At 69.9% G+C, this 18,812-nt stretch carries 12 protein-coding genes, 1 tRNA gene and 2 pseudogenes; 14 read left to right on the plus strand and 1 reads right to left on the minus strand.

Annotated elements, in window-relative coordinates; all coding sequences use genetic code 11:
* The first annotated feature begins 106 nt into the window (after nt 1-106).
* From CITRI_RS0103560 to CITRI_RS0103620, 13 genes and pseudogenes are all read left to right on the plus strand, one after another.
* Nucleotides 107-179, plus strand: a tRNA-Trp gene (locus CITRI_RS0103560).
* Nucleotides 180-250: 71 nt separating this feature from the next.
* Nucleotides 251-511: a preprotein translocase subunit SecE gene (gene secE, locus CITRI_RS0103565; protein ID WP_010143231.1), complete on the plus strand. Its 261-nt coding sequence runs from the start codon at nt 251-253 to the stop codon at nt 509-511.
* Between the two features lie 63 nt (nt 512-574).
* Nucleotides 575-1,482: pseudogene (nusG, locus tag CITRI_RS16165) on the plus strand (transcription termination/antitermination protein NusG).
* Nucleotides 1,483-1,616: 134 nt separating this feature from the next.
* Nucleotides 1,617-2,048 (plus strand): 50S ribosomal protein L11, encoded by a 432-nt coding sequence (gene rplK / locus CITRI_RS0103575; protein WP_010143234.1) that lies wholly within the window; start codon nt 1,617-1,619, stop codon nt 2,046-2,048.
* A 74-nt stretch (nt 2,049-2,122) separates the two neighbouring features.
* On the plus strand, nt 2,123-2,827 hold the full coding sequence (gene rplA / locus CITRI_RS0103580; RefSeq protein ID WP_010143235.1) for a 50S ribosomal protein L1: 705 nt from the start codon (nt 2,123-2,125) through the stop codon (nt 2,825-2,827).
* A gap of 156 nt (nt 2,828-2,983) precedes the next feature.
* Entirely contained in the window at nt 2,984-4,627 is a 1,644-nt protein-coding gene (locus tag CITRI_RS16170; RefSeq protein ID WP_010143236.1) for a glycoside hydrolase family 10 protein, read from the plus strand.
* A gap of 18 nt (nt 4,628-4,645) precedes the next feature.
* Nucleotides 4,646-5,779: a GNAT family N-acetyltransferase gene (locus tag CITRI_RS0103590; RefSeq protein WP_010143237.1), complete on the plus strand. Its 1,134-nt coding sequence runs from the start codon at nt 4,646-4,648 to the stop codon at nt 5,777-5,779.
* Nucleotides 5,780-6,009: 230 nt separating this feature from the next.
* Complete coding sequence (gene rplJ / locus CITRI_RS0103595; protein WP_029139017.1) at nt 6,010-6,555, plus strand: 50S ribosomal protein L10; 546 nt, start codon at nt 6,010-6,012, stop codon at nt 6,553-6,555.
* Nucleotides 6,556-6,627: 72 nt separating this feature from the next.
* Nucleotides 6,628-7,017 (plus strand): 50S ribosomal protein L7/L12, encoded by a 390-nt coding sequence (gene rplL / locus CITRI_RS0103600; RefSeq protein ID WP_010143239.1) that lies wholly within the window; start codon nt 6,628-6,630, stop codon nt 7,015-7,017.
* A gap of 175 nt (nt 7,018-7,192) precedes the next feature.
* Nucleotides 7,193-8,383 carry an acyltransferase gene (locus tag CITRI_RS16175; RefSeq protein WP_050813567.1) on the plus strand — a complete coding sequence of 397 codons (1,191 nt, stop codon included), beginning with the start codon at nt 7,193-7,195 and terminating at the stop codon, nt 8,381-8,383.
* A 247-nt stretch (nt 8,384-8,630) separates the two neighbouring features.
* Complete coding sequence (rpoB, locus tag CITRI_RS0103610; RefSeq protein WP_010143241.1) at nt 8,631-12,152, plus strand: DNA-directed RNA polymerase subunit beta; 3,522 nt, start codon at nt 8,631-8,633, stop codon at nt 12,150-12,152.
* Nucleotides 12,153-12,217: 65 nt separating this feature from the next.
* Nucleotides 12,218-16,108 carry a DNA-directed RNA polymerase subunit beta' gene (locus CITRI_RS0103615; RefSeq protein ID WP_010143242.1) on the plus strand — a complete coding sequence of 1,297 codons (3,891 nt, stop codon included), beginning with the start codon at nt 12,218-12,220 and terminating at the stop codon, nt 16,106-16,108.
* Between the two features lie 76 nt (nt 16,109-16,184).
* The gene (locus tag CITRI_RS0103620; RefSeq protein ID WP_010143244.1) at nt 16,185-17,042 is read left to right on the plus strand and encodes an aldo/keto reductase; all 858 of its coding nucleotides are present in this window, start codon (nt 16,185-16,187) and stop codon (nt 17,040-17,042) included.
* Between the two features lie 41 nt (nt 17,043-17,083).
* Here CITRI_RS0103620 and CITRI_RS0103625 read toward each other — a convergent pair whose 3' ends face one another.
* Nucleotides 17,084-18,298 (minus strand): peptidoglycan bridge formation glycyltransferase FemA/FemB family protein, encoded by a 1,215-nt coding sequence (locus CITRI_RS0103625; RefSeq protein ID WP_141565927.1) that lies wholly within the window; start codon nt 18,296-18,298, stop codon nt 17,084-17,086.
* A gap of 52 nt (nt 18,299-18,350) precedes the next feature.
* Here CITRI_RS0103625 and CITRI_RS0103630 point away from each other — a divergent pair.
* A pseudogene (locus CITRI_RS0103630) lies at nt 18,351-18,812 on the plus strand (carbamoyl-phosphate synthase); the annotation flags it as partial.

Genomic DNA, 18,812 nt, shown 5'->3' on the forward strand with positions numbered 1-18,812 from the left:
CAGCCTACCGGTTCGACTCACTCCCCAAGATGACGTACAGTGGATCCCCGGTGTTGAAAAGCACCATGACGGGCCGTGCCGTTGAGTCGTCGCGTTGCGGACCCGAAGGGTAGTGGCGCAATTGGTAGCGCAGCGGTCTCCAAAACCGCAGGTTGCAGGTTCGAGTCCTGTCTACCCTGCGCAGGGTGGTCCGGAGTGATCCGGAGCCCCCCGGCAGGACAGTTCAGTGTCGACGAGCAAGTGAGGCCGCGTGACCGAGGCAGCTGCGAACAGCACGGGGGAGAAGACCCCCGACGCCCCGCGGAAGCGTGGTTTCTTCGGCCGGATCGGCTTGTTCCTGCGCCAGGTCGTGGACGAGCTGCGAAAGGTCGTCACCCCGACCCGCGAGGAACTGGTCAAGCTCACGGGCATCGTGCTCGCGTTCGTGATCCTGATGATCTTGCTCGTTAGCCTGCTGGACTTCGTGTTCGGCACGGGTGCTTCCTTCGTCTTCGGTGACGGCAGCGCCTGACTGGCCAGCCGGAGGACGCGCCCTGCCGGAATGACGTCGACCGCGTGAAGAAAGCAGGAACCCGTGTCCGAGCAGGAACTCGAACCGCAGGCCGTTGAGGACGCCGTCCTCGCCGAAGAGGCCCAGCCGTCTCAGGAGCCCCAGACTGCCGAGGACGCTGCCGTGGCCGGGGAGCCCGTCGAGCCCGCGCTGGACGCCGAGGTGGAGGACGCCGAGGCCGAACTCGCCGAGGCCGTCGAGGACGACCAGTCCGACGTCGCCGCCGCCGAGGCCGCCACGGACGTCGCCGAGGAAGAGGCTGACGCCGCGGCCGCGGCCGCTGCCCCCGCCGTCGCGGAGCCCGCGGCCGACCCGGCCGAGGAGCTGCGCGCGCGGCTGCGCCGCCAGCCCGGTGACTGGTACGTCATCCACACCTACGCCGGGTACGAGAAGCGCGTGAAGACCAACCTCGAGACGCGTATCCAGACCCAGGAGATGGAGGACTACATCTATGAGATCGAAGTCCCCATGGAAGAGGTCGTGGAGATCCGCAACACCACGCGCAAGCTCGTCAACCGGGTGCGCATCCCCGGTTACGTGCTCGTGCGCATGGACCTGACGGACGCCTCCTGGGGCGTCGTGCGGCACACCCCCGGCGTCACCGGGTTCGTGGGCAACGCCCATGACCCGATGCCGCTGTCGCTGCAGGAGGTCTTCGACATGATCTCCCCTCCGTGCTGCAGGAGGCCACCAAGGCCGCCCAGGCCGAGGGTCGCCCCGCACCGGCCGGGACCGAGGAGTCCATGCCGGCGATCGAGGTCGACTTCGAGGTCGGCGAGTCGGTCACCGTCAATGACGGCCCCTTCGAGACCCTCCCGGCCACCATCTCCGAGGTCAAGGTGGAATCCCAGCAGCTCGTGGTCCTCGTGACCATCTTCGAGCGGGAGACCCCCGTGACCCTGTCCTTCGGCCAGGTCACGAAGATCCGGTAGGACAGTCCAGACTTCGCCCCCGCACGGTTGCTTTGGCCGGGCGGGAGCGGACCGGCTGCCGCGCCACGGCGGCCACCAGCCCCGGGACACGCTCCTGTGCCCCGCGGGAAACCCGCAAGTAGAAGGACCCGAAAATGGCCCCCAAGAAGAAGGTCGCAGGCCTGATCAAGCTGCAGATCCAGGCAGGCGCCGCCAACCCGGCACCTCCGATCGGCCCTGCGCTCGGTCAGCACGGCGTGAACATCATGGAGTTCTGCAAGGCGTACAACGCCGCGACGGAATCCCAGCGCGGCAACGTCGTGCCGGTGGAGATCACCGTGTACGAGGACCGCTCGTTCACCTTCGTCACCAAGACCCCGCCGGCCGCCGAGCTGATCAAGAAGGCCGCAGGCGTCAAGAAGGGCTCCGCCACCCCGCACACGGACAAGGTCGGCAAGCTGACCCAGGCCCAGTGCGAGGAGATCGCCCAGACCAAGATGGAAGACCTCAACGCCAACGATGTCCAGGCCGCGGCCAAGATCATCGCCGGCACCGCCCGTTCCATGGGCATCACCGTCGACGGCTGACGGAACCCCTCACACCCCCAGTGGCAGGGTCGCGCGCGACCCGCAGACCACGACTGCATAAGGAGAACACGCAGATGGCACAGCGCAGCAAAGCATACAAGGCCGCCCAGGAGAAGATCGGGGACGCTGTCTACGGCCCCGCCGAGGCGATCGCCCTGGCCAAGGAGACCAACCCGTCGAAGTCCGACGCCACCGTGGAGGTCGCCTTCCGCCTGAGCGTCGACCCGCGCAAGGCCGACCAGATGGTGCGCGGCACCGTCAACCTGCCGCACGGCACCGGCAAGACCGCCCGCGTGGTCGTCTTCGCCACCGGTGACAAGGCCGCGGCCGCCGAGGCCGCCGGCGCAGACCTCGTCGGCTCCGACGACCTGATCGCCCGGATCTCCGGCGGCTGGACCGACTTCGACGCCGCCGTGGCCTCGCCGGACATGATGGGCAAGGTCGGCCGCCTGGGCAAGATCCTCGGCCCGCGCAACCTGATGCCGAACCCGAAGACCGGCACCGTGACCCCGGACGTGGCCAAGGCCGTGACCGACATCAAGGGTGGCAAGATCGACTTCCGCGTCGACAAGCACGCCAACCTGCACTTCATCATCGGCAAGACCAGCTTCGACGCCGACAAGCTGGCGGAGAACTACGCCGCCGCCCTCGAGGAGGTGCTGCGCCTGAAGCCGTCCGCCTCCAAGGGCCGGTACATCTCCAAGGCCACCATCTCCACCACCTTCGGTCCCGGCATCAAGGTCGACCCGAACGTGGTCAAGGTGACCGCCGAGGCCTGATCCTCATCCGCGGCCGAGCGCCGGATCCCGGGAGTCCCCGGGGTCCGGCGCTCCGTCGTTCCGGCGCAGGCGCCGGCCCCGGGGCGCCCAGCACTCGACGCCGTGCGCGACGCGGAGCAGAATTCCTCCCCAGAGGGGCGAGGAAGGCAGTGCACCATGGTCTCGGCACACCCGGTGCCGTCGCGCCCGGCATCCCCCGGCCCCACGCGACGGAACCTGATCTCCGGCGCCGCCGCGGCGGTCGCCCTCTCCGCCGTCACCGCGCCCCCGGCCGGTGTCGCCCAGGCCGCCACCGGCCGCGCCTGGGTACCGTACGTGGTCACCGCGCGGGACACGGCCACCTCGGCCACCCGGCCGCTCCACGAGTTCCGCGGCCTGTGGGTGGCCACCGTGCTCAACATCGACTGGCCCTCGCGCCCGGGGCTGAGCGTCACCCAGCAGCGCGCCGAGCTGGGCGAGCTCATCCGACTGGCCGCCCTGCGGGGCTGCAACGCGGTCCTGCTGCAGGTCCGGGCGGCCGGTGACCGCTTCTACCGGTCCACGCTCGGGGAGCCGTGGTCACGGTACCTGACCGGCACCCTGGGCCAGGACCCGGGCTGGGACCCGCTCGAGTGGGCGGTGGCCGAGGCGTCGCGGCGCGGACTGGAGGTCCACGCCTGGGCCAACCCCTTCCGGGTGGCCATGGACACCTCGCTGACCTCGCTGTACCCGGGCAGCTTCGCCGCGCGCAACCCGTCCTTCACCTACGCCTACGGGGGGAGGCGGTACCTGGATCCCGGCCGGCCGGAGGTGCGCCTGCACGTGCGGGCGGTGCTGGCCGAGATCGCCGCGCGCTACGGCGTGGCCGGCGTGCACCTGGACGACTACTTCTACCCGTACCCGGCGGCGGGCCAGGTCATCGGCGACGACGCCTCCTTCGCGCGCTACGGTGCCGGACGGACCCGTGCCACCTGGCGCCGGGACAACGTCAACCGGTTCGTGCGCTACGCCGGCCTGGACGTCCACGCGGCCGACCGGCGCGCCGTCTTCAGCGTCAGCCCCTTCGGCATCTGGCGCAACCGCAGCAGCTCCACGGCCGGTTCGGACACCGCCGGGCTCCAGGCGTACGACGACCTGTACGCCGACACGCGCCTGTGGCTGCGCGAGCAGTGGACGGACCTGTTCATCCCCCAGCTGTACTGGCAGCAGGGACACCCGACGGCGGACTACGACGTGCTGTCCCGCTGGTGGTCCCTGCAGGGCACCGTGACCCGCACGCACGTCGCCCTGGGGGAGGCCGTGTACAAGGTCGGCGACGCCGGCTGGACGAATCCCGCGGAACTGAGCAACCACGTGGCGCTGGGCCGCCGGCTGACACAGGGGGAGGGGAATGCCTACTACAACGCCAGTGCCGTCCGCGCGGACGAGCTCGGGGCGATGAGCCGGGTGCGCTCGGCGCACTACCAGCGCCGGGCCCTGCCGCTGCCCGTCCGGTGGCTCAACGCCGCCCGGCCGCCGTCGCCGGCGTTCACCCGGGCCGGGCGCACGACCACCGGCCTCACCCTGGAGTGGACGCTGCCGGCCGGTGCGGAACCCGCCCGCTGGATCGCCATCTGGCGGCAGCGCGCCTACAGCGCCACCATCCCGGCGCTGCCGGGGACGGCCGAGGACCTCCTGGCCGTCCTGCCGGCGGTCACCGGGACGAGGCGCTGGGGGGACCTCACCGCGGAGCCCCGGCGCCGGTACTGGTACGTCATCCAGGCCGTCAGCAGGACGGGGACCGTCGCGGCGGCGGGGTCCGCGATCATGGTCTGGGCATGAGTGCGGCATCATGGGGCCATGACCGACACGCGGCACGGCCCGGCGCTCGACTGGCTCGAGCTGCCCCCGCACCTCGACCAGTCCCGCCTGCCGATGCCGGACACCACGGCCGACTTCCTCCAGGTCTCCCAGCTGGCCAACCTGATCACCTCCCTGTTCTGGGGCACCAACGACTTCTATGAATCGCCGGAGAACCGGCTCGCCGCGGCCCGGCCCCGTCCGGACTTCCGGATGGACTACGTCGCCGCGCGGCTGGACGACGCCGAGGATCCCGGCCGGATCGTCGGGTTCGGATTCCTCACCGCCACGCCGGCCGCGGCCACGGCCGAGGTGTGGGTGGGGGTGCACCCGGGTTTCCGGCGCCGGGGCGTGGGGTCGGCGCTGCTGGCCGGGATCGAGGCCGAGGCGCTGCGCCGGGGGCACACCACGCTGCAGTCCTGGACGGACAACGCCCTCGTGGACCCGGCGGCCGCCGGCCCGCCGGAGGTGCGGTCCGACGCGGCGGACGCGGCGTTCGCCGCGGCCCGCGGCTACGGGCTGGCCCAGCTGGAGTGGTGTTCGGTGCTGGCGCTGCCCGCGGCGGCCGGGCCGGCCCGGCAGGTGGAGGCGGCGGCCGGTCCGGGCGGAGACTACGAGCTGGTGGGCTGGGAGGGTGCCTGCCCCGAGGAATACGCCGAGTCGATGGCGGGGCTGCGGGGGCGGATGCTGGCCGAGGCGCCCCGGGGAGAGCTCGAGATCGTTCCCGAGGCCTGGAACGTGGACCGCCTGCGCGCGGAGGAACGGGCCCGGGAGCAGATCCACCTCACCCCGGTCACCACCGCCGTGCTGCACCGGCCCTCGGGCCGGCTGGTGGGGCACTCGGACATCGAGACCTTCCGGGACCTGCCGCAGGTCGCCTACCAGGGCAGCACCCTGGTGCACCCCGACCACCGCGGGCGCCACCTCGCGCTGCTGATGAAGGCCGCCAACATCTCGCGGCTGGTGCGGTCCAGGCCCACCGTCGAGCGGGTGTACGCCTGGGCCGCGCGGGAGAACGCGCCGATCCTGCGCGCCCACGAGACGCTGGGCTTCCGGCCGGTGGCCACCCATCCCGGCTGGCAGAAGAGGATTGGGGAGAGCGGGAGCCCGGGGTCCGGCGGCCCGATTTGGTGATGCGCCGCCGTCGCACGTATTCTTGACGGACCAAAGACCGCCGGTCGTCGGATCCCTCGCGGAATCGATCGTAAAGCCCTCCTTCAGGAGGCGGCCTGCGCAGGTGAGACAGAGCAACGCCTTCCCGGTGAGCCCCAGGGCTCGACGGTACTGCCACGCCCCGTGCACCTGCACGGGGCGTTTTCTTGTCTCCAGGACGGGTGCCGGCCCCAAGTAATGGAAGGAGTGCCATGGCGACGTCTGAGAAGAACGCTGTTGTGGCGGAGCTGGCGGAACTGTTCCGCACCTCCACCGCAGCCGTCCTGACGGAATACCGTGGTCTCACCGTGGCCGAGCTCAAGGAGCTCCGCCGTGCACTCGGTGAGAACGCGACCTACGCCGTGGTGAAGAACACGCTCAGCGAGATCGCGGCCAAGCAGGCCGGCATCGACGCCTTCGAGGGCAAGATGTCCGGTCCGTCCGCGATTGCCTTCGTCTCCGGCGACCCGGTGGACGCGGCCAAGGCGATGCGTGACTTTGCCAAGAACCACGATGCCCTCATCGTCAAGGGCGGCTACATGGAGGGCCAGTTCCTCGATGAGGCGGCCGTCAAGAAGCTCGCTGACCTCGAGTCCCGCGAGGTTCTGCTGGGCAAGCTGGCAGGTGCCATGAAGGGCAACCTGTACAAGGCGGCCTACATGCTGCAGGCCCCGCTGTCCCAGGCCGTCCGCACCGTGGACGCCCTGCGCGCGAAGGTCGAGGAGCAGGGCGGCACCGCTGCCCCCGCGGCCGAGTAGCACCCTCCGGTCGCGTCCAGCGGCCACGTTTCACCCCACATACGTGAGAACCCTCAAGTAAAGGAGCCAATCATGGCCAAGCTGTCCACTGAAGAGCTGCTCGAGCAGTTCGCCGAGCTGTCCCTCATCGAGCTGTCCGAGTTCGTCAAGGCGTTCGAGGAGAAGTTCGAGGTCACCGCTGCCGCACCGGTCGCCGCCGCTGCCGCCCCCGCCGCCGGTGGCGGCGACGCCGCTGCTGCCGCCGAGGAGCAGAGCGAGTTCGACGTCGTCCTCGAGGCCGCCGGCGACAAGAAGATCGGCGTCATCAAGGAGGTCCGCGCCCTGACCTCGCTGGGTCTGAAGGAAGCCAAGGACCTGGTCGACTCCGCTCCGAAGGCCGTCCTGGAGGGCGTCAACAAGGAGACCGCCGACAAGGCCAAGGAGCAGCTCGAGGCTGCCGGCGCCACCATCACCCTCAAGTGATGCGTGCGGCCTAGCCGCTGTCCACACCCACGGCCCCTTCCTCCCGCCTGCGCGGGAGGGAGGGGCCGTGGCGTTTAACGCCATCCTCCCAGCGGACACCCAGACTGACTGCCTAAGGTAACGAAACCGTAAAGGTGGTTCGGGCAGGGCGAGGGATACTGGAGGGTGCCGACCGATGGTCGCGACAGCAGAGATGCAGCGGGTAGCGCCGCCGCAGCCGCAGCAGCAGGTGGAACCGCGGGCGACGCCGGCACCGGGCCGGCCCCGCCTGGCATTGCTGGACGCGCTCCGGCTCGTCGCCGCGCTGGCCGTGGTGCTCTTCCACTGGACCGCATGGCACCACGGCAACTGGGGCCGCCACGGTGACCCGGCCGCGGAGGCCTGGCCCTGGCTGAGCCAGGTCACCGCCGTCGGCGCGCTGGGCGTGCAGTTGTTCTTCGTCATCTCCGGCTTCGTGATCCTGCTCTCCTCCTTCGGCAAGTCCCCGGCGCGGTTCGTCGGTTCGCGCGTGGGCCGGTTGTATCCCGCCTACTGGGTGGCGGTGCTCGCCGCCGCCACGCTGATCTTCGTCGTCTGGCCCGAGCTCGGGGTCAACCGCAGTCCCTCGGACCTCTGGGCCAACCTGACGATGTTCCAGGGCGGGTTCGGGGTGGGTCACCTCGACGGCGTCTACTGGACGCTGTGGGTGGAGATGAAGTTCTACCTGTGGATCCTCGCCTTCACGCTGATCGGCATGACCGTGCGCCGAGTGCTGGCCTTCGCCCTGGCCTGGCCGCTGCTCGGCAACGGCCTGTACCTCGGCCTGGGCGCCGCGGGGTACGACGTCGGCTGGGTGCAGCACGTGTTCTTCCCCGAGTACTCGGCCCTCTTCGCCGGCGGCATGGCACTGTTCCTGTTGTTCCGGTTCGGTCACACCCCCGCCCGCTGGGCCGCCCTGGCCGTGAACGTGGCGCTGGCCACCCAGTGGTCCGCGGGCATCCAGCAGCGGGAGACCGTCGAGCTCACCGGTTATGACTACCCGCTGGGGCTCTACGCGCTGATCGTGGTGGGACTGTTCGCGGTGGTGGCGGTGATCGTGCTCACGCCGCTGGCCCGCGTGCGGCTGCCCGGGGCCGCGCTGGCCGGCAGCCTGACCTACCCCGTGTACCTGCTGCACCAGTTGTGGGGCTGGTGGATCATCATGCTGCTCTCACCGGTCCTGCCCCGGCAGTGGGTCCTGGGCCTGGCCCTGGCCTCGGTCCTGGGCGCCGCGTGGCTGGTGCACCGCTGGGTGGAGGCCCCACTGGGTCCGCGCCTGCAACGGGCGGTGACGACCGGCCTGGGGAACTGGCCGGTGGTGGGGGAGCGGCTGGGCCGAGTCTCGTAGCGTCTCACACCCTCGGCGCATTCCCCGAGAGGACTCGCGGGGTAAGTGGACATCCGGCGCCGTGGCGGTTATGCTAAGTCCTTACGTCTCCCTTCTGTCCACCCCTGAGGTGTGTCCCGGCGTGCCCGGATGACCGACCTCGGCGGCGTGGCGTCCGGTCGGGCCTTCAAATAGCGGTGGGCCCCGGACGTCGTGGATCGGGTCGGGGAGCGAACGGAAATGCAGACGGTCTGTGGAAGGAACCCTCTTGGTCGCCTCGAGCACCTCAAATACCGAAACCGCTAACACTCCCGGGGCCGTCTCGCCCCGCTCCGGCACCAGCGCCGGCCGGATCACCTTCGCGAAGATCCACGAGCCACTGGACGTGCCGGACCTCCTGGCCCTGCAGACTGAGTCCTTCGACCGGTTGGTCGGCAACTCCCGCTGGGCCGAGCGCGTGGCCCACGCCCAGGAGATCGGCGACGACTCGGTCGCCGTCACCTCCGGCCTGTCGGACATCTTCGAGGAGATCTCCCCGATCGAGGACTTCCAGGGCACCATGTCCCTGTCGTTCACCGAGCCGGAGTTCTCCGACCCGAAGATGCCGGTGGACGAGTGCAAGGAGCGCGACACCACCTACGCCGCGCCGCTGTACGTCAAGGCCGAGTTCATGAACAACAACACCGGCGAGATCAAGCAGCAGACGGTGTTCATGGGCGACTTCCCGCTGATGACGGAGAAGGGCACCTTCGTCATCAACGGCACCGAGCGTGTCGTCGTGTCCCAGCTGGTCCGTTCCCCGGGCGCCTACTTCGAGCGCACCCCGGACAAGACCTCGGACAAGGACATCTTCACCGCCAAGGTCATCCCCTCCCGCGGTGCCTGGTTCGAGCTCGAGGTGGACAAGCGTGACCAGGTCGGCGTGCGCCTGGACCGCAAGCGCAAGCAGCCGGTCACCGTGCTGCTCAAGGCCATGGGCTGGAGCGAGTCCCGCATCCTGGAGGAGTTCGGCCAGTACGACTCCATCCGCGCCACCCTCGAGAAGGACCCGACCGAGGGCCAGGACGAGGCCCTGCTGGACATCTACCGCAAGCTGCGCCCGGGCGAGCCCGCCGCCGTGGATGCCGCGCAGAACCTGCTGAACAACCTGTACTTCACCCCCAAGCGCTACGACCTGGCGAAGGTGGGCCGGTACAAGCTCAACCGCAAGCTGGGCGTGGACCTGCCCCTGGGCGACCCGAACGCCTCCGTGCTGACCGAGGACGACATCGCCCAGATGGTCCACTTCATCGTGGCCCTGCACGCCGGTGAGCGGACCATCACGGGCAAGCGCGACGGCGAGGACGTCGAGGTGCGCGTCGAGGTCGATGACATCGACCACTTCGGCAACCGCCGCATCCGCGCCGTGGGCGAGCTGATCGAGAACCAGATCCGCACCGGCCTGTCCCGCATGGAGCGCGTCGTGCGCGAGCGCATGACCACGCAGGACGTCGAGGCCATCACGCCGCAGACCCTGATCAACATCCGCCCCGTGGTGGCCTCGATCAAGGAGTTCTTCGGCACCTCCCAGCTGTCCCAGTTCATGGACCAGAACAACCCGCTGGCCGGACTGACGCACAAGCGTCGCCTGTCCGCGCTGGGCCCGGGCGGCCTGTCCCGTGACCGGGCCGGCATGGAGGTCCGTGACGTGCACCCCTCGCACTACGGCCGCATGTGCCCCATCGAGACCCCGGAAGGCCCGAACATCGGCCTGATCGGCTCGCTGGCGACCTTCGGGCGGATCAACCCCTTCGGCTTCATCGAGACCCCGTACCGCAAGGTCGTGGACGGCATCGTCACCGAGCAGGTGGACTACCTGACCGCCGATGACGAGCTGGTGGCCCAGATCGCCCAGGCCAACGCCCCGCTCAACGAGGACGGCTCCTTCGCCGAGGAGCTCGTGCTCTGCCGCCAGCGCGGCGGTGGCGGCGAGCCCGTGCTGTCCTCCGTGGACGACATCGACTACATGGACGTCTCGCCGCGGCAGATGGTCTCGGCCGCCACGGCCCTGATCCCGTTCCTCGAGCACGACGACGCCAACCGCGCGCTCATGGGCGCCAACATGCAGCGCCAGGCCGTGCCGCTGCTCCAGGCCGAGGCCCCCTACGTGGGCACCGGCATGGAGAAGTACGTGGCCGTGGACGCCGGTGACTCCATCACCGCCGACGCCCCCGGCGTGGTGACCGAGGTCGCCGCCGACCTCGTGACCGTCATGCAGGACGACGGCACCATGAAGCACTACCCGATCATGAAGTTCGCCCGCTCCAACCAGGGCAACGCCTACAACCAGCGGGTGCGCGTCTCCGAGGGCGACCGCGTGGAGCGCCTGAGCATCATCGCCGACGGCCCGGCCACGGACCACGGCGAGCTGGCACTGGGCAAGAACCTGCTGGTCGCGTTCATGCCCTGGGAGGGCCTGAACTACGAGGACGCCATCATCCTGTCCCAGCGCATGGTCTCGGAGGACGTGCTGACCTCGATCCACATCGAGGAGCACGAGGTCGACGCCCGTGACACCAAGCTGGGCGCCGAGGAGATCACCCGGGACATCCCGAACGTCTCCGACGAGGTGCTGGCCCAGCTCGACGAGCGCGGCATCATCCACATCGGCGCCGAGGTCGAGGCCGGGGACATCCTGGTCGGCCGCGTCACCCCGAAGGGCGAGACCGAGCTGACCCCGGAGGAGCGCCTGCTGCGCGCGATCTTCGGCGAGAAGTCCCGCGAGGTGCGCGACACCTCCCTGAAGGTGCCGCACGGCGAGTCCGGCACCGTGATCGGGGTGCGCATCTTCGACCGCGACGAGGACGACGACCTGCCCCCGGGCGTGAACCAGCTGGTGCGCGTCTACGTGGCGCAGAAGCGCAAGATCACCGACGGTGACAAGATGGCCGGCCGCCACGGCAACAAGGGCGTCATCTCCAAGATCCTGCCGGTCGAGGACATGCCGTTCCTGGCCGACGGCACCCCGGTGGACATCATCCTGAACCCGCTGGGCGTCCCGGGCCGCATGAACCTGGGCCAGGTCATGGAGCTGCACCTGGGCTGGGCCGCCTCGCGCGGCTGGGACATCCAGGGGGAGCCGGAATGGATCAAGGACCTGCCGAACTTCCCGCGGCAGTCCGGTCCGGTCAACGTCGCCACCCCGGTGTTCGACGGTGCCGAGGCCCACGAGATCGAGGGCCTGCTCGGCCACGTCAACGTCACCCGTGACGGCGACCGGCTGATGGGCACCAACGGCAAGGCCACCCTGTTCGACGGCCGCTCCGGCGAGCCGTTCCCGGACCCGGTGTCCGTCGGCTACATGTACATGCTGAAGCTGCACCACCTGGTGGACGACAAGATCCACGCCCGTTCCACCGGCCCGTACTCCATGATCACCCAGCAGCCGCTGGGCGGTAAGGCGCAGTTCGGCGGCCAGCGCTTCGGTGAGATGGAGGTCTGGGCCCTGGAGGCGTACGGCGCCGCCTACACCCTGCAGGAGCTGCTGACGATCAAGTCGGATGACATCCACGGCCGCGTGAAGGTCTACGAGGCCATCGTGAAGGGCGAGAACATCCCGGAGCCGGGCGTTCCGGAGTCCTTCAAGGTGCTCATCAAGGAAATGCAGTCGCTGTGCCTGAACGTGGAGGTCCTCTCCGCCGACGGCACCGCGATTGAAATGCGTGACTCGGACGATGAAGTCTTCCGGGCCGCCGAGGAACTGGGCATCGACCTGTCCCACGCCGAGCCCAGCTCGGTCGAAGAGGTCTGAGAAACCCCGTTCCCCGTCCCACCCCAAGACTTCATCAACGCTAGAAATCAGGAGTTCAACGGACCATGTCCAACGACAACTCATCCTTCGGCCTCATGCGCATCGGCCTGGCCACCGCGGACGAGATCCGCAACTGGTCCTTCGGCGAGGTCAAGAAGCCCGAGACCATCAACTACCGCACCCTGAAGCCGGAGAAGGACGGACTCTTCTGCGAGAAGATCTTCGGCCCCACCCGTGACTGGGAGTGCTACTGCGGCAAGTACAAGCGCGTGCGCTTCAAGGGCATCATCTGTGAGCGCTGCGGCGTCGAGGTGACCCGCTCCAAGGTCCGCCGCGAGCGGATGGGCCACATCGAGCTGGCCGCCCCGGTCACCCACATCTGGTACTTCAAGGGCGTCCCGTCCCGGCTGGGCTACCTGCTCGACCTGGCCCCCAAGGACCTCGAGAAGATCATCTACTTCGCCGCCTACATGATCACGTGGGTGGACGAGGAGACCCGTCACGCCGACCTGCCGAACCTGCAGGCCGAGCACGACCAGGAGACCCGTCACCTGGCCGACCAGCGTGACGCGGACATCGCCGCCGTGGCCTCGGACCTGGAGAAGGACCTGGCCAAGCTCGAGGCCGAGGGTGCCAAGGCCGCCGAGAAGAAGAAGGCGCGCGACGCCGCGGACAAGACCATGGCGCAGATCCGCAAGCGGGCCGACGCCGAGCTGGACCGGATGGAGCGCATCTGGGACCGCTTCAAGAACCTCAAGGTCGCCGACCTCGAGGGCGACGAGGGCCTGTTCCGCTCCATGCGGGACAAGTACGGCCAGTACTTCGAGGGCTCCATGGGCGCCGAGTCCATCAAGAAGCGCCTGGAGACCTTCGACCTCGAGGCCGAGTCCGAGATGCTGCGCGAGACCATCAAGACCGGCAAGGGCCAGCGCAAGACCCGCGCCCTGAAGCGGCTCAAGGTCGTCAACGCGTTCCTGACCACGGACAACTCGCCGCTGGGCATGGTCCTGGACGCCGTCCCGGTGATCCCGCCGGAGCTGCGCCCGATGGTGCAGCTGGACGGTGGCCGCTTCGCGACCTCCGACCTCAACGACCTGTACCGCCGCGTGATCAACCGCAACAACCGCCTGAAGCGACTGCTGGACCTGGGCGCGCCGGAGATCATCGTCAACAACGAGAAGCGGATGCTCCAGGAGGCCGTGGACTCGCTGTTCGACAACGGCCGCCGCGGCCGTCCGGTCACCGGACCGGGCAACCGTCCGCTGAAGTCGCTGTCCGACATGCTCAAGGGCAAGCAGGGCCGGTTCCGCCAGAACCTGCTCGGCAAGCGCGTGGACTACTCCGGTCGTTCCGTGATCGTGGTCGGCCCGCAGCTGAAGCTGCACCAGTGCGGCCTGCCGAAGCAGATGGCGCTGGAGCTGTTCAAGCCCTTCGTCATGAAGCGGCTGGTGGACCTCAACCACGCCCAGAACATCAAGTCCGCCAAGCGGATGGTGGAGCGCTTCCGCCCGCAGGTCTGGGACGTGCTGGAAGAGGTCATCACCGAGCACCCGGTGCTGCTGAACCGCGCACCCACCCTGCACCGCCTCGGCATCCAGGCCTTCGAGCCGATGCTGGTGGAGGGCAAGGCCCTGCAGCTGCACCCGCTCGTCTGCGGCGCGTTCAACGCCGACTTCGACGGTGACCAGATGGCCGTGCACCTGCCGCTGAGCCCCGAGGCCCAGGCCGAGGCGCGGCTGCTGATGCTCTCCAGCCACAACATCCTGAAGCCCTCCGACGGCCGCGCCGTGGCCGTCCCGGCCCAGGACATGATCATCGGCCTCAACCACCTCACCACCGTGCGTGAGGACGAGGCCGGGGCCGGGGAGGCCTACTCCTCGGTGGCCGAGGCCATCATGGCGTTCGACGCCGGCGCGCTGCACCTGAACGCCCCGGTCAAGATCGCGGTGGACGGCTTCGTGCCGTCGGCCCAGGTCCCGGCCCCCGAGGGCTGGGAAGAGGGCCAGCGCGCCGTCCTGGACACCACGCTGGGCAAGGTGCTGTTCAACGAGCTGCTCCCGGTCGACTACCCGTGGCTGGACACCCAGGCCACCAAGGGCAGCCTCGGCGCCCTGGTCAACGACCTCGCCGAGCGCTACCCGATGGTGCAGACCGCCGCGACCCTGGACAACCTCAAGGACGCCGGCTTCTACTGGGGCACCTGGTCCGGCGTGACCGTGGCGATCTCCGACATCACCTCGGAGTTCGACAAGGCCTCCATCATGGAGGGCTACGAGGACCAGGCGCTCAAGGTCCAGGCCCAGTACGACAAGGGCCTCATCGCCGACGAGGAGCGTCGTTCCGAGCTCATCGACGTCTGGAACAAGGCCACCGACGAGGTCGCCGCCGCCATGCAGGCGGGGCTGCCGAAGCTGAACACCATCAACCGCATGGTGTCCTCCGGAGCCCGTGGTAACTGGCTGCAGGTCCGGCAGATCGCCGGCATCCGCGGCCTGGTGGCCAACCCGAAGGGTGAGATCATCCCGCGCCCGATCAAGTCCTCCTACCGTGAGGGCCTGTCCGTGCTGGAGTACTTCATCGCGACCCACGGTGCCCGTAAGGGCCTGGCGGACACCGCGCTGAAGACCGCCAACTCGGGGTACCTGACCCGTCGTCTGGTGGACGTCTCCCAGGACGTCATCGTCCGCGAGGAGGACTGCGGCACCGAGCGCGGCCTGACCGAGGTCATCGGCGTGCCGAACGCCGACGGCGAGCTGGTCCGCCACGAGACCGTGGAGAACTCCTCGTTCGCCCGGACCCTGGCGGTCGACGTCGAGGCCGAGGACGGCACCGTCCTGGGCCACGCCGGCGAGGCCATCGGCGACGTCGCCATCGACGCGTTCATCGCCGCGGGCATCACCGAGATCAAGGTGCGCTCCGTGCTCACCTGCGAGTCCGCCGTTGGGACCTGCGCGAAGTGCTACGGCCGCTCCATGGCCACCGGTCAGCTGGTGGACATCGGCGAGGCCGTCGGCATCATCGCGGCCCAGTCCATCGGTGAGCCGGGCACCCAGCTCACCATGCGGACCTTCCACACCGGTGGTGTGGCCTCCGCGGACGACATCACCCAGGGTCTGCCCCGTATCCAGGAGCTCTTCGAGGCCCGTACCCCGAAGGGCGTGGCGCCGATCTCCGAGGTCGCCGGCCGCGTGACCATCGAGGACAGCGAGAAGCAGCTGCGGCTGGTGCTCACCCCGGACGACGGTTCCGAGGAGATCGCCTACCCGGTGCTGCGCCGCGCGCGCCTGCTGGTGGCCGACGGCGAGCACGTGGCCGTGGGCACCCAGCTGGTGGCCGGTGCCGTGGACCCGAAGCAGGTGCTGCGCGTGCTCGGTCCCCGGGCCGCCCAGAAGTTCCTGGTCCAGGAGGTCCAGGACGTGTACCAGTCCCAGGGCGTGGGCATCCACGACAAGCACGTGGAGGTCATCGTCCGGCAGATGCTGCGCCGGATCACCGTCATCGAGTCGGGTGACACCGACCTGCTGCCGGGTGAGCTGACCGACCGCACCCGCTTCACCGCCGCGAACCGCAAGGCCGTGGCGGAGGGCCGTCAGCCGGCCTCGGGCCGTGACGAGCTGATGGGCATCACCAAGGCCTCGCTCGCCACCGACTCGTGGCTGTCCGCCGCGTCCTTCCAGGAGACCACCCGGGTGCTGACCCAGGCGGCCATGGAGGGCAAGTCGGACCCGCTGCTGGGCCTGAAGGAGAACGTGATCATCGGCAAGCTGATCCCGGCCGGCACCGGCCTGGACCGGTACACCCAGGTCAACGTCGAGCCCACGGAGGAGGCCAAGGCCAACCTGTTCACCGGCCCGGCCGGCTTCGCGGACTTCGACTACCCGGGGCTGGACTCCTCGTCCACGCCGGAGTTCCACGCGATCTCGCTGGACGACTACGGCACGGACTACCGCGGCTGATCCGCTGATCCACCAGTGACGCACGGGCGGCACCTTCCCTCGCGGGGAGGTGCCGCCCGTGCGTTAAGGTGGCCCCATGACCAGCCAGCGCTACGCCCTGCTCGAGGGCACCAACGTGGACGACGTGCCGATCCCGATGATCGGCCTGGGCACCTGGCCGATGACCGGTGCCGAGTGCGAGCGCGCCGTGGCCTCGGCCCTGGAGGCGGGCTACCGGCACGTGGACACCGCGGAGAACTACGCCAACGAGGACGCGGTGGGCCGGGCCGTCACCGGTTCCGGGATCCCGCGCCAGGACGTGTTCGTCACCTCCAAGTTCAACCGGCGGTGGCACGGCGGACCGGACGTGGTGCGGACCGCGCTGGAGGCCGGGCTGGAGCGCGCGGGCCTGGAGTACTTCGACCTGTTCCTGGTGCACTGGCCGAACCCGGACCAGGGCCGGTACGTGCAGGCGTGCGAGTCACTGGCCTCACTCGTGGGGACCGGGCTGATCCGGTCCTGGGGCGTGTCGAACTTCGCCCCGTCCCACCTGCAGGCGGTCCTCGACGCCGGGCTGGTCCCGGCGGTCAACCAGGTCTACTGCGAGCCGGAGGACGCCCAGCGGCCGGTCCAGGAGGCGAACACCGCGGCCGGCGTGCTGACGGCCGCCTACACGCCGATCGGGCGGGGGAGCGGTCTGCTGCGGAACCCGGTGATCACCGGGATCGCCGACCGGCTGGGCCGCACTCCCGCGCAGGTGGTGCTGCGCTGGCACGTGCAGCAGGGCCGGATCGCCATCCCCAAGTCCGCGGACCCGCAGCGCCAGCGGGAGAACCTGGACGTGTTCTCCTTCGCGCTGGGCGCCGAGGACCAGGCGGCGATCGACGCCCTGGACGTCAGCGAGTCCGGCGGGAGGTCGGCGAACCGCGCGGACCCGGAGGAGTTCGGGCACTAGCCCGCCGTCCTGGCGTCCTGGCGTCCTGCCGTCCGGGCGTCCTAGCCCCGGCGAGCCATGTAGAGGGTGAACCCCTTGGCCAGCAGCCGGTTGACGGGGTAGTCCCACTCGCCGTAGGTCTGCACGACGTCGGCCCCCATGGTGGTCTTGAACCGCGTCAGCCCGGCCAGCTCGTACTCGGGGTCCAGCGACGGGCTCATCCCGCCGAGGTCGTACCAGGTGCACCCGGCGGCCAGCGAGTCCTCGATCTGGCGCAGCTGCAGCGCCCGCGGGGCGTATCGCTTGCGCTCCTCGGCGGACGAGGCGCCGTAGACGTACCAGCCGAAGGTGCCCTGCCGCACGTAGATGGCCGCGGCCAGCAGCTGTTCGCCGTGGTGGGCCAGGTAGAGGGTGCAGGCGCTGCCCGGAGAGGAGTTCAGGGCGGTGAACATGCGCTGGAAGTAGGCCAGGGGCCGGCCGGTGAACCCGTCGCGCCGCGCGGTCTCCTCGTAGAGCGCCTGCCAGGCCGGCAGGTCGGCCTCGGTGCCCACGGTGACGGTCAGCTCGGAGCGGGTGGACTTGCGGGTCTGCCGCCGGGAGGTGGAGTCCATCCGGTTCAGGGCGGCGGTCACGGCGGGGTCCTCGGGCTCCTGGCCCTTGGCCGGGCTCACCGGCTCGGTGCCGTACAGCTCCGGCTGCAGCGGGATGCGGGCCTGGAACTGCGGCTGCCCGGCCTCGAAGGACTCGCTCTCGCTCGGGGCCTGCCAGCCCAGTGCCCGGAGGCGGGCGCGGACGTCGTCGGCCTCGGGGGCGGTGTGCAGCGGCTCCAGGTCGGTGACGGACGCCGTCTGCCCGGCTGCCAGGGCCTTGCGCACCTCGGCGCCGTCCCACCGGCGCACGACGCCGGGCAGCCCGACGCGCACCAGGAACGCCCCGCGGGACTTCAGGTACTGCACGAGCGGGGTCAGCACCGACTCCAGGTGCACCTGCGTCCGGTCGAACACCGGGCCCTCGGCGATGTACGCCAGGCTCCGGTTCCGCAGCACCGGCACGGGCACGGGCAGCCGGCGGGACAGCACGAGGGCGGCGGCGCGCAGCATGTCCCCGTCGAACAGGCCCACGGACTCGCCGCGCCAGTCGACCTTGACGTCCGGCCAGTGGGGGTTCTGCAGGAAGGAGGACTCCGCGTGCTCCGCCAGGAACCGCCCATGCTCCTGGGTGGTGATGCGGCGGACGGTCAGGGCACGGGGCTGGGGATCGGTCTCTGGCACGCCCATCACCATAGCGCGAACGGCATGACGAACCGGGTCCGCCGGTAGGCTGGGACCCATGATGGTTCCCGCCGAGCAGTCCTTCGTCCCTGTCATCACCGGAGGCGACGTGGGGGCCTACTCCCTGGCGCGGGAGTTCCACGAGGCCTACGGGGTCGTCTCGGCCGTGGTCCCCACCGCGGTGAACCGCAACCTGCGGCACTCGCGCATCCTGGAGGCGTTCCCCGCCGGGCCGATGACCGAGGAGGGCCCGGTCCTGGAGGCGCTGCTGGCCGTGGCGGACGAGCTGAACGGCCGCGTGCCCGGCCGGCCGCTGCTGCTGCTGGCCAGCTACGACCACCTCGTCCGCTTCGCCGCCCGCCACCGGGACACCCTGGAGGCCCGCGGTTACACCGTGCCCTACCCGGACGAGGACGCCCTGGACGCGGCCGCGCTGAAGGAGAACTTCTACGCCCTCTGCGACCGGCTCGGCATCCCGTACCCGCGCACCGCCGCATACGACGCCGGCTCGCACACCCCC

The organism is Citricoccus sp. CH26A (assembly GCF_000224415.1).
Lineage (GTDB): Bacteria > Actinomycetota > Actinomycetes > Actinomycetales > Micrococcaceae > Citricoccus.